Below are 18,624 nucleotides of genomic sequence, written 5' to 3' on the forward strand. Positions count from 1 at the left end.
AAGCCCTTCACAGCCGCAGCTCCAGCGCGCCGGGAAGTGGCAGCGGCAGGTGGGTCGCGGCCAGCACGGCGCCGCCCGCCGCGCGATGCGCCGCCAGCAGCAGGCCCAGCCTTTCGACGGAGGCGGCATCCAGCCCGACCGTGGGTTCATCGAGCAGCCAGAGCGGCGCCGGCGCCAGCGCGAGCCTTGCGAGCGCCAGGCGCCGCTTCTGGCCGGAGGACAGCACCCGCGCCGGCAGTTCCGCCAGCTCCGCCAGACCGACGGCGTCCAGCGCCGCCTCCACATCGCCGCCCCAGAGCCGGGCATAGAAGGAGAGGTTCTCCCGCGCGCTGAGGGAGGGTTTCAGCGCGTCCTGGTGGCTGAGGTAGCGGAGCCTGGCGGCATGGGCGACGCGATCCGCCAGCGCATCGGCGCCCTGCCACAGCAACTCGCCCTCCGCGAGAGGCACGAGGCCCGCAAGCAACCGGAGGAGGGATGATTTGCCCGCGCCATTGGAACCCACCAACAGCAGCGCCCCGCCGGGCGGCAAGGTGAAGGACAGGCCGGCGAAGACCGCGCGTTCGCCCCGCCAGCAGGCGAGGTCCCGACCTTCCAGCATGCACCCCCCCAAATGCCCCCGGGGATACGCCGCACCGGATGGACCGGCCCCCTTCCCTGTGGTTTAAGCCGGATGCTGCGGTCGCGAAAGCGCCGCGGGCGAAACCGCGCCTGGGTCGGCGGAAGGCGCCCCGCTTCCGGGGTCGCACCGGTCCCGGTGCCACGACGGGGATAACCGGACCATGCGGATGATCGGGCAGGACAGCCTGAAGACCCGCCGTACCCTCACGGTGGACGGCAAGGACTACAACTACTTCAGCCTGCCCGAGGCGGCGGCCAAGATCGGCGACGTCACGCGCCTGCCCTACAGCCTCAAGGTGCTGCTGGAGAACGTGCTGCGCTTCGAGGATGGGCGCAGCTACACGGTGGACGACGCCAAGGCCGTCGCCGGCTGGCTTGAGAAGGGCAGCTCCACCAAGGAGGTCCCCTTCCGCCCCGCCCGCATCCTGCTGCAGGATTTCACGGGTGTTCCCGCCGTGGTCGACCTGGCCGCGATGCGCGATGCGCTCAGCACGCTGGGCGGCGATCCGCGCAAGGTGAACCCGCTGGTGCCGGTCGATCTCGTCATCGACCACTCCGTGATGGTGGACGTGTCCGGCACCAAGGACTCGCTGCAGAAGAACGTGGACATCGAGTTCGAGCGGAATGGGGAGCGCTATGAGTTCCTCCGCTGGGGCCAGTCCGCCTTCGCGAATTTCCGCGTGGTGCCGCCCGGTACGGGCATCTGCCACCAGGTGAACCTGGAATACCTGGCGCAGGTGGTCTGGACGTCGCAGGACGGGCCGGACACCTACGCCTTCCCGGACAGCTGCTACGGCACCGACAGCCACACGACGATGGTCAACGGCCTCGGCGTGCTGGGCTGGGGCGTCGGCGGGATCGAGGCCGAGGCCGCGATGCTCGGCCAGCCCATCGCCATGCTCATCCCCGACGTCATCGGCTTCAAGCTGGTCGGCGAATTGAAGGAAGGCATCACCGCCACCGACCTGGTGCTGACGGTGACGCAGATGCTCCGCAAGAAGGGCGTCGTCGGCAAGTTCGTGGAGTTCTACGGCTCGGGCCTCGATGTCCTGCCGCTGGCCGACCGCGCGACGATCGGCAACATGGCCCCGGAATACGGCGCCACCTGCGGCTTCTTCCCGGTGGACAAGACCACCATCGACTACCTGCGCATCTCCGGCCGCGACGAACACCGCATCGCGCTGACCGAGGCGTACGCGAAGGCACAGGGCATGTGGCGCGACGCCACGACGCCCGACCCGGTCTTCACGGATACGATGGAACTCGACCTGTCGACGGTCGAACCCTCCATGGCCGGCCCGAAGCGCCCGCAGGACCGCGTGGCGCTGTCCAACATCGCCTCCTCCTTCTCCAAGGACCTGGCGGCGGGCACGATGGGCGTGCCGGGCGACAAGGCCGATCTGCGCGTGCCGGTGGAAGGCAGCAACTATGACCTCGGCCACGGCGATGTCGTGATCGCGGCCATCACGAGTTGCACCAACACCTCCAACCCCTATGTCCTCGTCGCCGCCGGCCTCGTGGCCCGCAAGGCGCGGGCCAAGGGCCTGAAGCCGAAGCCCTGGGTGAAGACCTCGCTGGCGCCTGGCTCCCAGGTGGTGACCGAGTATCTGGACAAGGCGGGTCTGTCCGCGGACCTCGATGCGCTCGGCTTCCAGACGGTCGGCTATGGCTGCACGACCTGCATCGGCAATTCCGGCCCGCTGGCGGAGCCGATCGTGGATGCGGTGGAGAACAACAAGCTGGTCGTCTCCAGCGTGCTGTCCGGCAACCGCAACTTCGAAGGCCGCGTGCACGCCAATGTGCGCGCCAACTACCTGGCCTCGCCCCCGCTGGTCGTGGCCTATGCGCTGGCCGGCACGGTGAAGCTGAACCTGACGACCGACCCGATCGGCACCGGCAGCGACGGCCAGCCCGTGTTCCTGAAGGACATCTGGCCGACGACGCAGGAGGTGAACGACACCGTCCACGCCGTTGTCACCCGCAAGATGTTCATGGAACGCTACGGCGACGTCTTCAAGGGACCGGCGCAGTGGCAGGCCATCCGCGTCGATGCGGACAGCGACACCTATCGTTGGAACAGCGGCTCCACCTACGTCCAGAACCCGCCCTACTTCACGGGCATGACGATGGATGTGGCGGACATCAAGTCCGTGCACGGCGCGCGCATCCTGGCGAGCCTGGGTGACAGCATCACCACCGACCACATCTCCCCGGCCGGCTCCATCAAGAAGGCGTCCCCCGCGGGCGACTATTTGCTGGAACACCAGGTCCGCCAGAACGACTTCAACAGCTACGGCGCCCGCCGCGGCAACCATGAAGTCATGATGCGCGGCACCTTCGCCAACATCCGCATCAAGAACGAATTGGCCCCGGGCACCGAGGGTGGCGTGACCAAGCACCAGCCCTCGGGCGAGGTGATGCCGATCTACGACGCGGCCATGAAGTACCAGAAGGAAGGCGTGCCGCTGGTCATCTTCGGCGGCAAGGAATACGGCACGGGTTCGTCCCGCGACTGGGCGGCCAAGGGCACCTTCCTGCTGGGCGCCAAGGCCGTGATCGCGGAGAGCTTCGAGCGCATCCACCGCTCCAACCTGGTCGGCATGGGCGTGCTGCCGCTGGTCTTCAAGAATGGCGAGGACCGCAAGTCCCTCGGCATCACCGGCGCCGAGACGATCGACCTGCTGGGCATCGAGGAACTGTCGCCGCGCATGGACGTGACGATGGTGATCCATCGCGCCGACGGCACGACGCACACGACGACGCTGATGTGCCGCGTCGATACGGCGGATGAGGTCGAGTACTACCGCAATGGCGGCATCCTGAACTACGTGCTGCGCGGCATGGCGAAGGCGGCGTAAGCCACCCTTCACCGATGGGCTGGAAGGGGGCGCGGTCCGCAAGGGCCGCGCCCCTTTCGCGTCCGGGGCAGGCCGCCCATTTGCGTTGACACCGCCGGCCCGGCTTCGGGACAGTGGCGCAGGAGGAGGGCGCGATGCCGAGCCTGACCGTGGAGCTGACCGAACCCCTGGCCCGCTTCGTCGAGGAAGCGGTGGCGCGGGGCGAATACGCCGATGCCGGCGAAGCGCTGCGCGATGCCCTCTTCGTCCTGCGCCAGGAGAACCAGGTGCATGGCGAGAAGCTGGCGATCCTGCGCCGGGAAGTCCGGCGCGGCGCCATCGAGGCCGATGCGGGGCGGTTCTCCGACCTCACGGTCCAGGACATCGCCCGGCAGGTCCGCGCGGAAGCCGAACGCATCGCGTGACCGCGCCCGGATAACGGCTTGCCCCACGGGCGGCCGAGGATCTACGCGCCATCCTGGCCCACACCTTGCGCCACTTCGGCACCATCCAGCACGACAGCTATGCCGCCCTGATCCACCGGGCCGCCCTTCTGGTCGCAGCGGAGCCCGACCGGATCGGCAGCGTCGATCGCCGTGACATCGCCGAGGGGTTCCGCGCCTACCCCCTTTGGATCGCCGGGCGCCGGCGCAGCGCTTCCCCCCACATCCTGTTCTGCATCCGGGAAGGCGGCGGCATCGCCATCCTCCGCCTTCTCCACGCCGCCATGGACCCCACGCAGCACCTGGCGCCCTGAACCCCGGCGAACCCGACGCACCCGCATCCGTTACGGCCTTCATGCGCATCGCCGTCGTGATCAATTCCGCCTCCGGCTCCGCCCTCGGCCGCGACCAGATCGCGCTTGAGGTGGCGCGACACCTGGAGGCCGCGGGGCTCGATGCCGTGCTGGTTCCGGAACATCCGGACGGGCTGCTGGCACGGCTGGATCACGCCGTCGCGCATGGCGCGGATGCGGTGGTGGTGGGCGGCGGGGACGGCACCATCGCGGCGGCGGCGGCGCGGCTGATGGGCGGGCCGGCCGCGCTCGGCATCCTGCCGCTCGGCACCATGAACATGCTGGCCAAGGACCTCGGCATCCCGCTGGACCTCGCGGAGGCGGCGGAAGCGCTGGCCCATGGCGCGATCCGGGAGATCGATGTGGCGGAGGTGAACGGCCATTTCTTTCTGTGCTCCTCCGTCATCGGATCGCCGTCCTGGCTCGGCCGGCACCGCGAACGGCACCGGGGCCGCGCCTCCTTCCGCACGCGGGTCGCCTTCGCGCTGGCCGCCTTGCGGGCGGGCTGGCACCACCGGCCGATGCGCCTCAGCGTCGCGCTCGATGGAGGGCGCAGCGTGCGGCTGTGGACGCGGGCGCTGTCGGTCGCGAACAACGCCTATGCCGAGGGCTTCGGCCAGGTGATGGCCAAGCCCCGCCTCGATCGCGGCGAACTCGCCCTCTATGTCGCGCGGCGCTACGGCGCCTGTTGGTGGGTACGGCTGATGGTGGGGATGTTCCTCGGCACCTGGCGAGGCGCGCGGCTGGTGCATGAACGCACGGCGCGGGAGGTCACGATCCACACGCCCCGCACCGCGCTCCGCGTGATGAATGACGGGGAGGCCGTGCTGCTGCCGCCGCCGCTGGTCTATCGCACCCACCGCGCGGCGCTGCGCGTCATCGCGCCCCGCCTGGCGCCGGTCACGGTGGATGCACCGGCGGCGGATGCGCTGCCCCCCGGCGCCGCGCTGGCCTGACGATGGCATCCTGACCATGGCGCGCTGCATCGCCCATCTGTCGGATTTGCATTTCGGGTCGGAGGATCCCTCCGTCGTCGCGGCGCTGGCGGCCGACCTGTCGCTGAACCCGCCGGACCTGCTCGCCATCTCCGGCGACCTGACGCAGCAGGCGCGGCACCGGGAATTCATCGCGGCGATGACCTTCCTGCGTGCCATCCCCGTGCCCATGCTCGCCGTGCCAGGCAACCACGACATGACGCCCTATGACGTGATCGAGCGTTTCACCGACCCCTATGGCCGCTGGCGCCGGCATGTGGCGCCGGAGACGGAGCCGGTCTTCATGGATGGGGAGATAGCGGTGGTGGGGCTCAACACCGCGCGCCGCGGGGGGCTTTATCTCAACTGGGCGCGCGGCCGCGTCTCCCGCTCCCGCCTCGCCCATGCGGAGGCAAGGCTGGCGGCGATCCCGCCGGGGCTGTTCCGCATCGTCGTCGCGCACCACCCCTTCGTGGCGCCCGCCATGGCACCGGCGGCGCGGCTGGTGGGGAATGCGGCGCCGGCGCTGGAAGCCTTCGCGCGGCACGGGGTCGGGCTGGTGCTGACGGGGCATCTCCACCTCGGCGACATCAGGCCGGTCGGCGAGGGGGGGATGCTGCTGGTACAGGCGGCGACGGCAACCTCGACCCGGCTGCGCGGCACGCCCAACGCCTATAACCGCATCACGGTGGAGGATGGGCAGGCCCGCGTCGCGACCCGGGTCTGGGACGGCACCGCCTGGCGGGACGCGCCCACTTCCGTCACCGCCTGAGCGCGCGCCCCAGCGCCAGCGACGCCGGCACCGCCAGGACGCAGAGCGCCGCCATGCCCCAGAAACCCGCGCCCCCCAGCGCCGCATAGGCCGGGCCGCAGGCCAGCGTCACCAGCATCATCCAGAGGCCGACGCCGAGTGCGGCGTGCAGCGTCTGCGCCGTCGCGGCCTCCGCCGGGGGCACCACCCGCGCCAGCACCGCCATGGCCGCCAGATGCTGCATCCCGAAGGTGGCGGCGTGGAGCACCTGGGCCGGGAACAGCAGCAGCGGATCGACCGTGACCGCCGTGATGCCCCAGCGCAGCACGCCCGCCAGCGCCGCCGCCACGGACAGCCCCATGGGGCCCAGCCGCGCGACGATGCCGCGGCCCCAGAGGAACAGCGCGACCTCCGCCACCACCCCCGTGGCCCAGAGCGCGCCGATCAGCCCCGCCCCCAGCCCCGCCGCCTGCCAGTGCAGCGTGCCGAAGGCGTAGTAGAGCGCGTGGCTGGACTGGATCAGGGCGGAGACCGCGAGCAGCCGCCGGAAGGCCGGGATGCGCAGCGGCGCCAGGAACCCCGCCCAGCCCCGCGCGGCGCGGGATGCGCCCGGGGCCGCGCGCGGCAGCAGCAGCGCCGCCACCGCCGTGCCCGCCAGGCACAGCACCAGCAGCACCACGGCGCCCTGGGTGCCGGCGATGGCCACCGCCTGCCCGCCCGCCAGCGCCGCCAGGATGAAGGCGATGCTGCCGGCGGCCCGGACCCGCGCATAGTCGAAGCCGGGTTTCCCGCGCGCGGCGTTGACGGCCACCGCATCCGTCAGCGGCACGATCGGCGCGATCGCCGCGCTGTGCACCGCCTGAACCACCAGCAGCATGAGAAAGCCCGCCGGCAGCAGGAAGCCGCAGGCCGCCAGCGCCGAGATCGCGGCCGAGGCCGCCAGCACCGCCGGCGCATTGCCGATCGCATCCGCGATCCGCCCGCCGAGCGGCCCGGCCACCAGCCGCACCGCGGACCCCACCGCCAGCACCGCCGCCACCTGTTCGGCCGACAGCCCATGCCCCGCCAGCACCGCCGGCAGGAAGGGCAGGATGACGCCAACCGCGGCGAATTGCGTGGCGAAGATCAGGGCATGGCGCGCGGCAAGGGTCACGGCGCGCAACCTGACCGTTGCGGGTCAGCGGCGAAAGGGGGTCAGGCCGCTTCCCTGAAGCCCACGCGCGCATGGTGCCGCGCCGGCGCCACCGGCAGGGGCCGCCGGACCGCGACGGGGGTGTCCGCGACGGGGGTGTCCGCGACAGGGGGGGCCGCGATGGGGGGCTCCAGGCTCGATTCCAGGGCGAAGGCCGCGATCCCGGCCAGGATGGCGAGTGCCGCGACCGTGACGGCCAGCACGGTCAGGGCCAGGCGCTCGGCTTCCGGCATCGGCGCCGGGTCCATCAGGTCCTGCGGCACGATGCCGGCGGCGAGCCAGGCAACGGCCAGGGAGAGGGCGCCCACGGCCAGGCCGATCAGCCATGGTATCCGCCGCGGCAGGGCTGCCGGGCTTCGCGGATGGGTCATGCAGGGCCTCCTGCCCCAGCTGGCGCGGCGGGGGGGCCGGCCAGGAGCCCACCCTCCCGCACGAAGATTTACACTTCGTTGCCAGGCCGCACGGCAGGCCCTTGCCGGCCCAATCCGGCCCCAAAGGTTGCCAAGCCCGCGATGGCGTGCCACCCGTCACCTCCCCCACGGACCATGCCGACCAACCAGATGTCCGATACCACAAGGTCACACGGCCAGATGTTCGCTCCCCGGGTCCGCGCCGTCCTCGGCCCCACCAATACCGGCAAGACACACCTCGCCATCACGCGATTGCTGGCGCATGCCTCCGGCATCATCGGATTCCCGCTGCGCCTGCTGGCGCGCGAGAATTACGACCGCATGGTCGCCGCGAAGGGGGAGAAATACGTCGCCCTCATCACCGGGGAGGAAAAGATCGTCCCCCCGGAGGCGCGCTGGTTCGCCTGCACGGTGGAGGCCATGCCGCTCGACCGCCGCGCCGAATTCGTGGCGGTGGACGAGATCCAGCTCTGCGCCGATGCGGATCGCGGCCACATCTTCACCGATCGCCTGCTGCATGCCCGCGGCCTGGTCGAGACGATGTTCCTGGGTGCGGAGACCATCCGCCCCCTGCTGCAGCGCCTGGTCCCGCAGGCCGAGATCGAGACGCGCCCGCGCCTCTCGCAGCTCACCCACGCCGGCAACGCCAAGCTGACGAAGCTGCCGCCGCGTTCCGCCATCGTCGCCTTCAGCGCGACGGAGGTCTACGCCATCGCGGAGGCCGTGCGCCGGCGCCGCGGCGGCTGCGCCGTGGTGATGGGGCGGCTGTCGCCCCGCACGCGGAACGCGCAGGTGGCGCTCTACCAGAATCGTGAAGTCGATTTCCTGGTGGCGACGGACGCCATCGGCATGGGCCTGAACATGGATGTCGACCATGTCGCCTTCGCCGATCTGAAAAAATTCGATGGCCACACCCTGCGCGCCCTGAACGCGCAGGAAGCGGCGCAGATCGCAGGCCGCGCCGGCCGCGGCATGCGGGACGGCACCTTCGGCACCACGGCCGAATGCCCGCCCCTGCCGGACGAACTCGCCCACCAGATCGAGGGCCATCACTTCGAGGCCCTGTCCCAGATCGCCTGGCGGAACAGCGACCTCGATTTCGGCAGCATCGACGGGCTGCTGGACAGCCTGGCCGCGCCGCCGCCCCAGCCCGGCCTCGCCAAGGGCAATGACGCGGTCGACCACATCACGCTCAACGCGCTGTCGCGGGAGGTGGAGACGCGCGGCCTGGCGCAGGGCCGCGCCCGCGTGCGGCTGCTGTGGGAAGCCTGCCAGGTGCCCGATTTCCGCAAGATGTCGGATGACAGCCACACCAGGCTCTGCGGCAAGATCTTCACGCATCTCGCGCAGGAAGGCCGCCTGCCCACGGATTGGGTGGCGAGCAACATCGCCGCGCTGGGCAATGTGGAGGGCGACCTCGACACGCTGATGGCGCGCCTCGCGCATATCCGCATCTGGGCCTACATCGCCGCCCGCGCGGATTGGCTGACGGACGCCGAGACGCAGCAGGCCGAGGCCCGCCGCGCCGAGGAAGCGGTCAGCGACGCTCTGCATGAACGCCTGATCGCCCGATTCGTGGACCGCCGCGCCGCGCACCTGATCCGCAGCCTGGACGACACGGAGAAGGAGCTTCTTTCCGCCGTCACCCGCCAGGGCGACGTGCTGGTGGAAGGCCATTCCGTCGGCAAGGTGCAGGGCTTCCACTTTCACCCCGACCCGGATGCGACGAAGGAGGAGGAGAAGCGCCTCGTCCTCCGTGCCGCCCGCCGCGCGCTGCGGGAGGAGATGCCCCGCCGCCTGGCCGCGCTGGAGATGGCGAAGGACGAGGCCTTCACCCTGACGCCCCAGCACCGCGTCATGTGGGACAATGCGGAGGTCGCGCGGCTGCGCCCGGGGCCGGAACCGCTGAAGCCCCATGTGGACGTCATCGCCACCGAATTCCTGGACAACACGCAGCGCGAAAGGGTGCGGGCCAAGCTCGCGCTCTGGCTCGATGCGCTGGTGAAGAAGGAACTCGGCGGGCTGGAGGCCATGGAGGCCAAGGCAGCCGAGGACAACACGCTGCGCGGCCCGGCCTTCCGGCTGCGGGAGAATATGGGCCTGGCCCCCGGCGCGACGGACCGGGAGGTGCCGGCCGATCTGCGGACGCGCCTCAAGGCCATCGGCATCCGGGCGGGGCGCTATGCGCTGTATATGCCCGATGTGCTGAAGCCGCGGGCGATGCAGCTGCGCGCCCAGCTCTGGGCGCTCCGCCGCAACATCCCGACGCCGCTGCTGCCCAACCCCGGCCTGGTGGCGGTGACGCTGCCGGAGGTGCCGCTGCCGGCGCCGGAGGATCCCAACACGCCGCGCGGGCCGGAAGGCTGGCCCTCCGGCTTCGCCATCATGGCGGGCTGGCTGCCGGCGGGGCGCGTGTTGCTGCGCCTCGATGTCGCGGAACGCATCGCGGGGGAACTCGGCTACCTGACGCGCCGCGCGCCCGCGCCGGTGCCGGAAGGGCTGGCATCGCGCCTCGGCGTGAAGGGCGACACGCTGCCGATGGCGCTGGAAGCCATGGGCTTCCGCCTGATGCCGGGCAGCGAGCTGGAGGAAGGGCAGTTCGGCCCGCCCGCACCCGCCCGCATCAGCGTCCACCGCCCCGAACGCCAGGGGCAGCGTGGCCCCCGCCGTCCCGAGGGACGTGCCGAAGGGCGTGGCGAAGGCCGGGCCGAGCAGGCGCGTGGTCCCCGCCGGGACGACAGGCAGGGTGACCGCCAGCGCGCCCCCCGCCCGGAAGCCGCGCCGGATGGCACGCCGCGCCCCGTCTATTTCGGCCCGCCCATCCCGCCGGAGCTGCGCCAGCCCCGCCCGGATCGCGGCCCGCGCCGCGATGGCCCGCCCAGGGACGGACAGCGGCGGGAAGGACAGCGGCGGGATGGGCCGCCCCGGGAAGGACAGCGCGATGGCCAGCGCCGGGACTTCGGGCCGCGCCGCGACTCCGGCCCGCGCCCGCCCCGGGATGCCGCGCCGGCCGGCGACCAGCCGCCGGCACCCCAGGCTGACCGCCCGCAGGGTGATCGTCCGCGCCAGGATCGCCCCCAGGGTGATCGCCCCCAGGGCGATCGGCCGCGCTTCGACGGCCCCCGCCCGGAACGGCGCCCCGATGGCCCGCGCCCCGATCGCCCGCGCGGCGACCGGCCGCGCTTCGACGGGCCTCGCCCGGATCGCGGTGGTGACCGGGGCGGCGACCGCTTCGGCCCGCGCGACCGGCCGCGGGAGGTGATCGCGGCGCCGAAGCCCGATTCGCCCTTCGCCGTCCTGGCGCAGCTGAAGCTGAAGAAGGACTGATCGCGGCATGGAGGCAGGGGAAGGGCGCGATTTCCAGCGTCTCGACCTCTGGCTCTGGTGCGCGCGGCTGGCCAAGACGCGGGGGGAATGCGCCCGGCAGGTTTCGGCCGGCCGGGTGCGCATCAACCGCCTGCCGACCGACAAGCCCCATGCGAAGCTGCGCGTGGGGGATGTGCTGACCCTGGCGATCGGCGGGCGCGTGCGGGTCTGGCGCGTGCTGGCGCTGGCGGAGCGGCGCGGCCCTGCGAGCGAGGCGCGGGCGCTCTATGACGATCTCTCCGATCCGGTTTGACCCCCACTCCGGATGACGTTGGATCACGCAGCGCGGCATACCCCGCTTGCCTTGCGTCGCGCGCCGGGCCATGTCGTCATCTCCGCGCTGCTGGCATGGCGCGGACGAAAGCCGCCGCAGGGGCGCGGCACGCATCTCCGCCGGAGGCGCAGTTGACCTACGTCGTCACCGAGAACTGCATCAAGTGCAAGTACATGGACTGCGTGGAGGTCTGTCCGGTGGACTGCTTCTACGTGGGCGAGAACATGCTCGTCATCCATCCCGACGAATGCATCGATTGCGGCGTCTGCGAACCGGAATGCCCCGCGGAAGCCATCCTGCCCGACAGCGACGACAAGGCGACGCCCTGGGTCGAGTTGAACCGCACCTATTCCACGCAATGGCCGAACATCACCCGCAAGGGCCAGGCGCCCGCCGATGCGGATGAATGGAAGGACAAGCCGGGGAAGAAGGACCTCTTCGACCCCAATCCCGGCTCCCCCTGAACCCGGATCGCGCCACGCCGCGAGCAAGCCCGCACCCGCGCCTCCCCCGGCCGGGGCGGGGGTGGAAACGCACGCCGGTTTGTGTTATGTTATCAATGGGATCGGGAAAACGACACGGATCGCCGCGCGTTTCCCCCTCATCGGGTTCATGACAAGCCCGCGACCGGGCCTCGCCCGCGATGCCATCCCCCAGCGGGGGATGCAACGTGGCAGGTCGTCCGTGACGCGGCATGGAAAGCGGGTGGCGTGATGAAGCAAACCGCCCAGGCGCAGACGGGCGCCGCGAAGGCCGGCGCCAAGCCGAAGGCCGCCACTGCCGAGGTTGGCACCGCCGAGGTTGGCACCGCCGAGGTTGGCACCGCCGAGGTTGGCACCGCCAAGGCGGCCACTATCAAGGCTGCCACCGCCAAGGCTGCCGCCGTGGCGAAGCCGCCCGGCAAGGCCGCCGCCAAGCCCACTGAGACCAGGCCCGCCGTGAAGCCCCAGGCAGCGTCCCCGGCGAAGGCGGCAGCGCCCGCCGCCAAGACCCCTGACAGCAAGGCAACCACCATCAAGACCCCCGCCACGACGCCGCCGAAGGCCAAGGACCCCGCGGGCAAGACCCCCGAGGCGAAAACAGCCGTGGCAAAGGCCGCCGAGATGCCGGCACCAAAGGCCGCGCCGGCCGAAGCCCCGGCCGCCGTCGCGACGCCCGCCGCCCGCGCGCCCGAAGCCGCGCCGCGCCAGGCCCCCCCGATGCAGAACCGCAGCACGCCACCCCGCCCCACCGCCGCCGCCGCCGCCTCGGCGCGCCCGCCGGTCTATCCCCCCCGCCCCGCACCCCGCCAGCCGGTGGTGGAGGAAGGGGATGACGCCCCCTCCCCGCCCCCGCCGCCGAAGCCCAAGGGCCCGCCGGTCGAGTTCCACGCCGGCGACCATGTCGTCTACCCCACCCATGGCGTCGGCCAGGTCCAGGGGATCGAGGAAATGCCGGTGGCCGGCATGTCCCTCAAGGTCATCATCGTGACCTTCGAGGAGAACCGGATGACGCTGCGCGTCCCGGTCAACAAGGCCGCCTCCTCCGGCCTCCGCAAGCTCGCCAGCGCGGAGATGATGAACGAGGCCCTGGAAGTCCTGCGTGGCCGCGCCCGTATCAAGCGCACCATGTGGTCCCGCCGCGCCCAGGAATACGAGGCGAAGATCAACTCCGGCGACCCGCTGGCGATCGCCGAAGTGGTCCGCGACCTGCACCGCAATGCCGGCCAGCCGGACCAGTCCTTCTCCGAACGCCAGATCTACGAACAGGCGCTGGATCGCCTGGCGGCCGAACTCGCCGCCATCGACCGCACGGACAAGAACGCCGCGGCCGACAAGCTGCAGACATTTCTCAAGACCGTCACCTGACGGTGACGCCGGGTCTCAAGACCGTCACCTGACTACAACGCCGGGCCTCAGGATCACCGCCTGAGGCCCGGCCCCGGAGCCCCCCGGACCATGCCCGACGCCCAACCCAGCCGCCTGTCGCCCCATCTCCGGCGCCTGGAGGCCGAGGGCATCGCCATCATCCGGGAAACCGCGGCCAGCTTCCGCAATCCCGTCCTGCTCTATTCCATCGGCAAGGACAGCAGCGTCGTCCTGCACATGGCGATGAAGGCCTTCGCCCCGGGCAAGCCGCCCTTCCCCCTGCTGCACATCGCGACGGGCTGGGACTTCAAGGCGATGCTCGAATTCCGGGACCGCCGCGTGGCCGAACTCGGCCTGACCTGCATCGTCCACACCAACCCCGATGGCCTGGCGCGCGGCATCGGGCCCCTCACCCACGGCTCCCAGCTCCACATGAACGTCATGGGGACGGAGGCGCTGAAACAGGCGCTGGACGCGCATGGCTTCGACGCCGCCCTGGGCGGCGCCAGGCGGGATGAGGAGAAGGCGCGGGCCAAGGAACGCGTCTTCAGCCACCGCACCGCCGGCCATGCCTGGGAACCGCGCAACCAGCGGCCGGAACTCTGGGGCCTCTACAACACCCGCCTGAACCCCGGTGAGGGGATGCGCGTCTTCCCCCTCTCCAACTGGACCGAATTCGACGTCTGGGACTACATCGCGGCGGAGGACATCCCGGTGGTCCCCCTCTATTTCGCCGCCGAACGGCCCATGGTCCGCCGCTCCGGCGCCCTCATCATGCGCGACGACGACCGCATGGCGCTGGAACCCGGGGAGGCGGTGGAACCGATGTGGGTCCGCTTCCGCACCATGGGCGACTGGCCCCTGACCGGCGCCCATGAAAGCCGGGCGGAGACCATCGACCAAGTGCTGGCCGAAATCCGCGACAGCCGGAAAAGTGAACGCGAGGGCCGCCTGATCGACAGCGACCAGGAAGCCTCCATGGAACGCAAAAAACGCGAAGGGTATTTTTGATAGGCTGCCGCGGGCCAGTCACCAGGCGGGCCGCCCGGGCCCCGCAACGCTCACCAGCCGTTGTCGATCACGCCAACTCGTATTCCACTTCCGGCACGTAATGCGCGGCCTCCTTCCCGAGGAAGGAGGAGAAGAGAGTAAAATGCTCCACGGTCACGGGGGGCGTGCGGAACAGGCTGTGGGCCTGGACGAAGCCGATCAGCTTGTGCGTCTCCGCCCGGTCCGTCCGCGCCAGCGTCACATGGGGGGCGAAGCGCCGGCGCTCGGGCTCCAGCCCGATCCGCTGCATGGCGGTTTCCACCTTGTTCTGCAGGCGGGTCAGGGCGTCCGACCGCTCCGCCGTCACATGCAGGGACTGGATCCGGCCCGCCTTCTCGAAGGTGCCGACGCCGGCCAGCGCCAGGTCGAAGCGCGGGCATCGGATGGCGGCCAGCGCCGTGTCCACCTCCTCCGCCTGCCAGCCCTGCACCTCCCCGATGAAGCGCAGCGTGAGGTGGTAATTCTCCGGCGGCACCCACCGGGCACCCGGTATGCCCCCGGACAGGGCCGATAGCTGGGCCTTGACCAGGGAGGGGAGGGAGAGGGCAACGAACAGACGCAGCATCGGCAGGCGCTCCGAATCCGGGGCAGCCCCAGCGGACTACAAAGGCCGCACCCGGTCCAGTAGCGTTTCGATGGCAGGAAGGATGCGCTCCGCCAGCAATTGTGCGCCCCGTGCGGTGGGGTGGATGCGGTCCGGCTGGTTGAGCGCGGGGTCGCCGGCGATGCCTTCCAGCAGGAAGGGGTAGAACACGATATCGGGACGGTCCCGCGCCAGATCGCTGAACACCGCCGCGAATTCCCGGCCGTATTCGGCGCCGAGGTTGGGCGGCGCGATCATGCCCGCCAGCAGCACCGGCAGGCGGCGCTGGGCCAGCGCATCCAGGATCGCGACCAGGTTGCCCCGCATCTGCGTGGGCGTCAGGCCGCGCAGCCCGTCATTGCCGCCGAGCGCCACGATCACGGCATGGGGCCGGTCCGCCAGCGCCCATTCCAGCCGCGCGCGGCCGCCCGCCGTGGTGTCGCCGGACACGCCGGCATCCAGCAGGCGCACATTGCGCCCCTTGGCCCGCAGCAGCGCCTCGATCCGCGCCGGCGGGCCTTCTCCCCGCGCCAGGCCGAAGCCCGCGGTGATGCTGTCCCCCAGCATCAGCAGGCGGATTTCCTGTCCCTGTGCTACCGCAGGGCGCGCCGCCAGCAACAATCCGCAACCTGCCATGGCCTTTTGCAGCGCAGCGCGGCGCCCATATCGGGCCAAACCTTGCGAGGACTTCATGTCAGATCCCCAGGCACTGGTGTCGGCGAACGGCCTCGTCTTCACCGCCGCCGCCGCCTCCGGCCCCGTCCATGTGCTCCGCGGCGTCGACCTCAGCGTCGGCGCGGGGGAGGCTGTGGGCATCGTCGGTCCCTCGGGGTCAGGCAAGACATCGCTCCTCATGCTGCTGGCGGGGCTGGAACGCCCCACCGCGGGCAGCCTCCAGGTCGCGAACCAGGACCTGAAGGCGATGGACGAGGACGCCCTCGCCCGCTTCCGTCGGGACGAAGTGGGGATCGTCTTCCAGGCCTTCCACCTCATCCCCACCATGTCGGCGCTTGAGAATGTGGCGATGCCGCTGGAATTCGCGGGGCGGCGTGATGCCTTCGACCGCGCGGCGGCGGCGCTGAAGGATGTTGGACTCGGCCATCGCCTGGACCACTACCCCGGCCAGATGTCGGGCGGCGAGCAGCAGCGCGTGGCGCTGGCCCGCGCCGTGGTGGCGGAACCGCGGCTGATCCTGGCGGATGAGCCGACCGGCAACCTGGACCGCGCCACGGGCGGCGTCGTGATGGACCTGCTCTTCGGGCTGCGGGAGCGCCTCGGCACCACCCTCATCCTCATCACCCATGACCCCGCGCTGGCGGAGCGTTGCGGCAGGCAGGTGCGGATGGAGGATGGCCGCATCACAAATGACAGCGGCAACGGCCTGCGCATGGCGGCGGAATAGGCCCATGCTGACCCATGTCCGCCAGGGCTTCCGCCTGGCGCGGCGGGAATTGCGGGGCGGCTTCGCCTCGCTCCGCATCGTCCTCGCCTGCCTGGCGCTGGGCGTCGCCGCCATCACCGCCGTCGGCACGCTGCAATCCGCCACCAAGGCCGGGCTGGCCGCCGATGGCGCCCGGCTGCTGGGCGGCGATGTGGAGGTCCGCGTCGCCTACCGCCCCCTGTCGCGGGAAGCCCTGGACTGGGCCACCAGCCGCGGCGCCCGCGTCTCCGAGGTGATCGAGATGCGCGCCATGGCCGTGGCCCCCAACGGCGAACGCAGCCTGGTGGAGTTGAAGGCGGTGGATGCCGCCTGGCCGCTGATCGGCGACTTCTCCACCGTCACGGGCGCGACGCTCGCCCCCCAGGCCGGCCGCCCCGCCGTGGCGCTGGAAGCCTCCGTCGTCGATCGACTCGGCATCAATCCTGGCGAGGCGATCCGCATCGGGGAGGCCAGCTTCACCTTCATCGGCACCATCGCGCAGGAACCGGACCGGGTGGCGAGCCCCGCCGTGCTGGGCCCGCGCGCGCTGATCCTGGCGCAATCCCTGCCCGCCACGGGCCTGGTGCAGCCGGGATCGCTGGTGAACTACGACACCCGCGCCCTGCTGCCGCCGGGGACCGAGGCCCGCAGCTTCGGCCGCGCCTGGCAGGCCGCGATGGGCGATGGTGGCTGGCGCGTCCGCTATTCGGACCAGGCGGAGCCGGGGGTGAACCGCTTCCTGGACCGCGCCGCGGCCTTCCTGACGCTGGCGGGCCTCACCGCCCTGCTGGTGGGTGGCATCGGAGTCGCCACCGGCGTACGCGCCTGGCTGGAGGCCCGTGGCCGCACCATCGCGACGCTGCGCTGCCTCGGCGCGCCATCGGGCACCATCCTGGCCACCTACCTGATCCAGGTGCTGGTGCTGGCGGCGATCGGCATCGCCATCGGCCTCGTCGTGGGGTCCGGCGTGACGTGGCTGGCGGCGCAGGCGCTGGCCGGCGCGCTGCCGGTGCCGCCCAGGCTCGGCTTCTACCCCGGCGCGCTGGGGCTGGCGGCGCTGTATGGGCTGCTGACGGCGCTGGCCTTCGCGCTCTGGCCGCTCGGCCGCGCGCAGCGCATCCCGGGGGCGGCGCTGTTCCGGGACCTCGTCACCGCCAATCCGGGCTGGCCGTCCCGCCCGATCCTGCTGGCGAACCTGCTGGCGGCGCTGGCGCTGGTGGCGCTGGTGGTGGGCACGGCGGAACAGCCGAAATTCGCGCTCGGCTTCTGCGGCGGCGCGGCGGTGACGCTGCTGCTGTTCCGGCTCGGCGCCACCGGCCTCATGCGCTTCGCGCGGGGGCTGCGCGGTATCCGGCGCCCGGCCTTCCGCCTCGGCCTCGCCAACCTCCATCGCCCCGGCGCGCCGACGCCGACCATGCTGGTGGCACTCGGCATCGGCCTGACGACGCTGGCCGCCATCGCGACGATCGAGGGCAATCTCCGCGCCCAGTTGGCGGACCAGCTGCCGCGCGCCGCCCCCAGCTTCTTCTTCATCGACATCCAGAACGACCAGGCGGAGGAATTCGACCGCATCGCCCGCGCCCAGGCCGGCGTCGACGATGTCCGCCGCGTGCCCTCGCTCCGGGCGCGCGTCGTGGCCGTGAACGGCACGCCGGCGGAGCAGGTGAACGCGACCGAGGAGACGCGCTGGGCGCTGCGCGGCGACCGCGGCCTGACCTATGCCGCGACCCCGCCGGAGGGCACGCGCCTGGTGGAGGGCCAGTGGTGGCCGGCCGACTACAGCGGCCCGCCCTTGGTGTCCTTCGACGCCGCCATCGCCCGCGGCTGGGGCATCGGCATCGGCGCCACCCTCACCGTGAATGTCCTCGGCCGCGACATCGACCTGAAGATCGCGAGCCTGCGGGAGATCCAGTGGCGCGGCCTCGGCATCAACTACGTCATGGTGGCGTCGCCCGGGCTGCTCTCCGCCGCGCCGCACACCCACATCGCGACGGTCCGCAGCGACGCGGCGCAGGAGGTTTCGGTGCTGCGCGCCATCACCGATGCCTTCCCCAACGTCTCCGGCATCCGGGTGCGGGATGCGCTGGAAGCGGTGGCGGGGCTGCTGTCCCGCGTCGGCGTGGCACTCCAGGCCACGTCATCGGTCACGCTGCTGGCGGGGATGCTGGTGCTGGCCGGCGCGGTCGCCGCGGGTCAGCGGGCGCGGGTGCGGGATGCCGTCATCCTCAAGACCATCGGCGCCACGCGCAGCCAGATCCGGGGCGCCTGGCTGGTGGAATTCGGGCTGCTCGGCCTGGTGGCGGGGCTGCTGGCGGCGGCGGCGGGCTCCGCGGCTTCCTGGGCCGTCATGAACTTCGTCATGAACGCGCCCTGGGTCTTCCTGCCGGGGACGCTGGCGGTGACGGTGGCGGGCTGCGTGCTGCTGACTCTCGGCCTCGGCTATATCGGCACGGCGCTGGCGCTGCGGGCGCGGCCGGCGCCGCTGTTGCGGAACGAGTAGGTCTCG

16 protein-coding genes and 1 pseudogene are annotated in these 18,624 nt (G+C 71.6%); 12 read left to right on the forward strand and 5 right to left on the reverse strand.

Translation table 11 applies throughout. The features are described from left to right. Positions 1 to 7 precede the first annotated feature (7 nt). Positions 8 to 598: a heme ABC exporter ATP-binding protein CcmA gene (gene ccmA / locus ACTIE5_RS21215; protein WP_439551718.1), complete on the reverse strand. Its 591-nt coding sequence runs from the start codon at positions 596 to 598 to the stop codon at positions 8 to 10. A gap of 181 nt (positions 599 to 779) precedes the next feature. On the opposite strand from ccmA, the gene acnA reads away from it, so the two are divergent. From acnA to ACTIE5_RS21240, 5 genes and pseudogenes are all read left to right on the forward strand, one after another. Beyond that, positions 780 to 3,476 carry an aconitate hydratase AcnA gene (gene acnA / locus ACTIE5_RS21220; RefSeq protein ID WP_439551719.1) on the forward strand — a complete coding sequence of 899 codons (2,697 nt, stop codon included), beginning with the start codon at positions 780 to 782 and terminating at the stop codon, positions 3,474 to 3,476. Positions 3,477 to 3,610: 134 nt separating this feature from the next. Next, positions 3,611 to 3,880, forward strand: coding sequence for a ribbon-helix-helix domain-containing protein (locus tag ACTIE5_RS21225; protein WP_439551720.1), 270 nt, complete (start codon positions 3,611 to 3,613; stop codon positions 3,878 to 3,880). 26 nt (positions 3,881 to 3,906) lie between these two features. Then, a pseudogene (locus tag ACTIE5_RS21230) lies at positions 3,907 to 4,212 on the forward strand (type II toxin-antitoxin system RelE/ParE family toxin); the annotation flags it as partial. A 41-nt stretch (positions 4,213 to 4,253) separates the two neighbouring features. Then, positions 4,254 to 5,207: a diacylglycerol/lipid kinase family protein gene (locus ACTIE5_RS21235; RefSeq protein WP_439551721.1), complete on the forward strand. Its 954-nt coding sequence runs from the start codon at positions 4,254 to 4,256 to the stop codon at positions 5,205 to 5,207. After that, positions 5,176 to 5,997, forward strand: a complete 822-nt coding sequence (locus ACTIE5_RS21240) for a metallophosphoesterase family protein (protein WP_439551722.1) — start codon at positions 5,176 to 5,178, stop codon at positions 5,995 to 5,997. The genes ACTIE5_RS21235 and ACTIE5_RS21240 overlap by 32 nt, the downstream gene beginning before the upstream one ends. Here ACTIE5_RS21240 and ACTIE5_RS21245 read toward each other — a convergent pair. After that, on the reverse strand, positions 5,987 to 7,129 hold the full coding sequence (locus ACTIE5_RS21245; protein ID WP_439551723.1) for an MFS transporter: 1,143 nt from the start codon (positions 7,127 to 7,129) through the stop codon (positions 5,987 to 5,989). The two genes, ACTIE5_RS21240 and ACTIE5_RS21245, sit on opposite strands and share 11 nt — an antisense overlap. A gap of 41 nt (positions 7,130 to 7,170) precedes the next feature. Next, positions 7,171 to 7,539, reverse strand: a complete 369-nt coding sequence (locus ACTIE5_RS21250) for a hypothetical protein (RefSeq protein ID WP_439551724.1) — start codon at positions 7,537 to 7,539, stop codon at positions 7,171 to 7,173. A 219-nt stretch (positions 7,540 to 7,758) separates the two neighbouring features. On the opposite strand from ACTIE5_RS21250, the gene ACTIE5_RS21255 reads away from it, so the two are divergent. The 5 genes from ACTIE5_RS21255 to cysD all read left to right on the forward strand — a co-directional run bounded on the left by ACTIE5_RS21255 (position 7,759) and on the right by cysD (position 14,076). Further along, positions 7,759 to 10,905, forward strand: a complete 3,147-nt coding sequence (locus ACTIE5_RS21255; protein ID WP_439551725.1) for a helicase-related protein — start codon at positions 7,759 to 7,761, stop codon at positions 10,903 to 10,905. Positions 10,906 to 10,912: 7 nt separating this feature from the next. Continuing rightward, positions 10,913 to 11,197: an RNA-binding S4 domain-containing protein gene (locus tag ACTIE5_RS21260; RefSeq protein WP_439551726.1), complete on the forward strand. Its 285-nt coding sequence runs from the start codon at positions 10,913 to 10,915 to the stop codon at positions 11,195 to 11,197. Positions 11,198 to 11,349: 152 nt separating this feature from the next. Further along, the gene (fdxA, locus tag ACTIE5_RS21265; RefSeq protein ID WP_439551727.1) at positions 11,350 to 11,682 is read left to right on the forward strand and encodes a ferredoxin FdxA; all 333 of its coding nucleotides are present in this window, start codon (positions 11,350 to 11,352) and stop codon (positions 11,680 to 11,682) included. A gap of 249 nt (positions 11,683 to 11,931) precedes the next feature. Then, complete coding sequence (locus ACTIE5_RS21270) at positions 11,932 to 13,065, forward strand: CarD family transcriptional regulator (RefSeq protein WP_439551728.1); 1,134 nt, start codon at positions 11,932 to 11,934, stop codon at positions 13,063 to 13,065. Positions 13,066 to 13,155: 90 nt separating this feature from the next. Continuing rightward, on the forward strand, positions 13,156 to 14,076 hold the full coding sequence (cysD, locus tag ACTIE5_RS21275; RefSeq protein ID WP_439551729.1) for a sulfate adenylyltransferase subunit CysD: 921 nt from the start codon (positions 13,156 to 13,158) through the stop codon (positions 14,074 to 14,076). Positions 14,077 to 14,143: 67 nt separating this feature from the next. Here cysD and thpR read toward each other — a convergent pair whose 3' ends face one another. Continuing rightward, positions 14,144 to 14,680, reverse strand: coding sequence for an RNA 2',3'-cyclic phosphodiesterase (thpR, locus tag ACTIE5_RS21280; protein ID WP_439551730.1), 537 nt, complete (start codon positions 14,678 to 14,680; stop codon positions 14,144 to 14,146). 36 nt (positions 14,681 to 14,716) lie between these two features. After that, on the reverse strand, positions 14,717 to 15,265 hold the full coding sequence (locus ACTIE5_RS21285) for an arylesterase (RefSeq protein WP_439551731.1): 549 nt from the start codon (positions 15,263 to 15,265) through the stop codon (positions 14,717 to 14,719). Positions 15,266 to 15,389: 124 nt separating this feature from the next. Here ACTIE5_RS21285 and ACTIE5_RS21290 point away from each other — a divergent pair, with 124 nt between their 5' ends. Beyond that, positions 15,390 to 16,100 carry an ABC transporter ATP-binding protein gene (locus ACTIE5_RS21290; RefSeq protein ID WP_439551732.1) on the forward strand — a complete coding sequence of 237 codons (711 nt, stop codon included), beginning with the start codon at positions 15,390 to 15,392 and terminating at the stop codon, positions 16,098 to 16,100. A 4-nt stretch (positions 16,101 to 16,104) separates the two neighbouring features. Next, a complete protein-coding gene (locus tag ACTIE5_RS21295; RefSeq protein ID WP_439551733.1) occupies positions 16,105 to 18,618 on the forward strand; it encodes an ABC transporter permease in 2,514 nt (837 codons plus the stop codon). Positions 18,619 to 18,624: the final 6 nt, after the last annotated feature.

This window comes from Falsiroseomonas sp., from assembly GCF_051859025.1.
Classification (GTDB): Bacteria; Pseudomonadota; Alphaproteobacteria; order Acetobacterales; family Acetobacteraceae; genus Falsiroseomonas.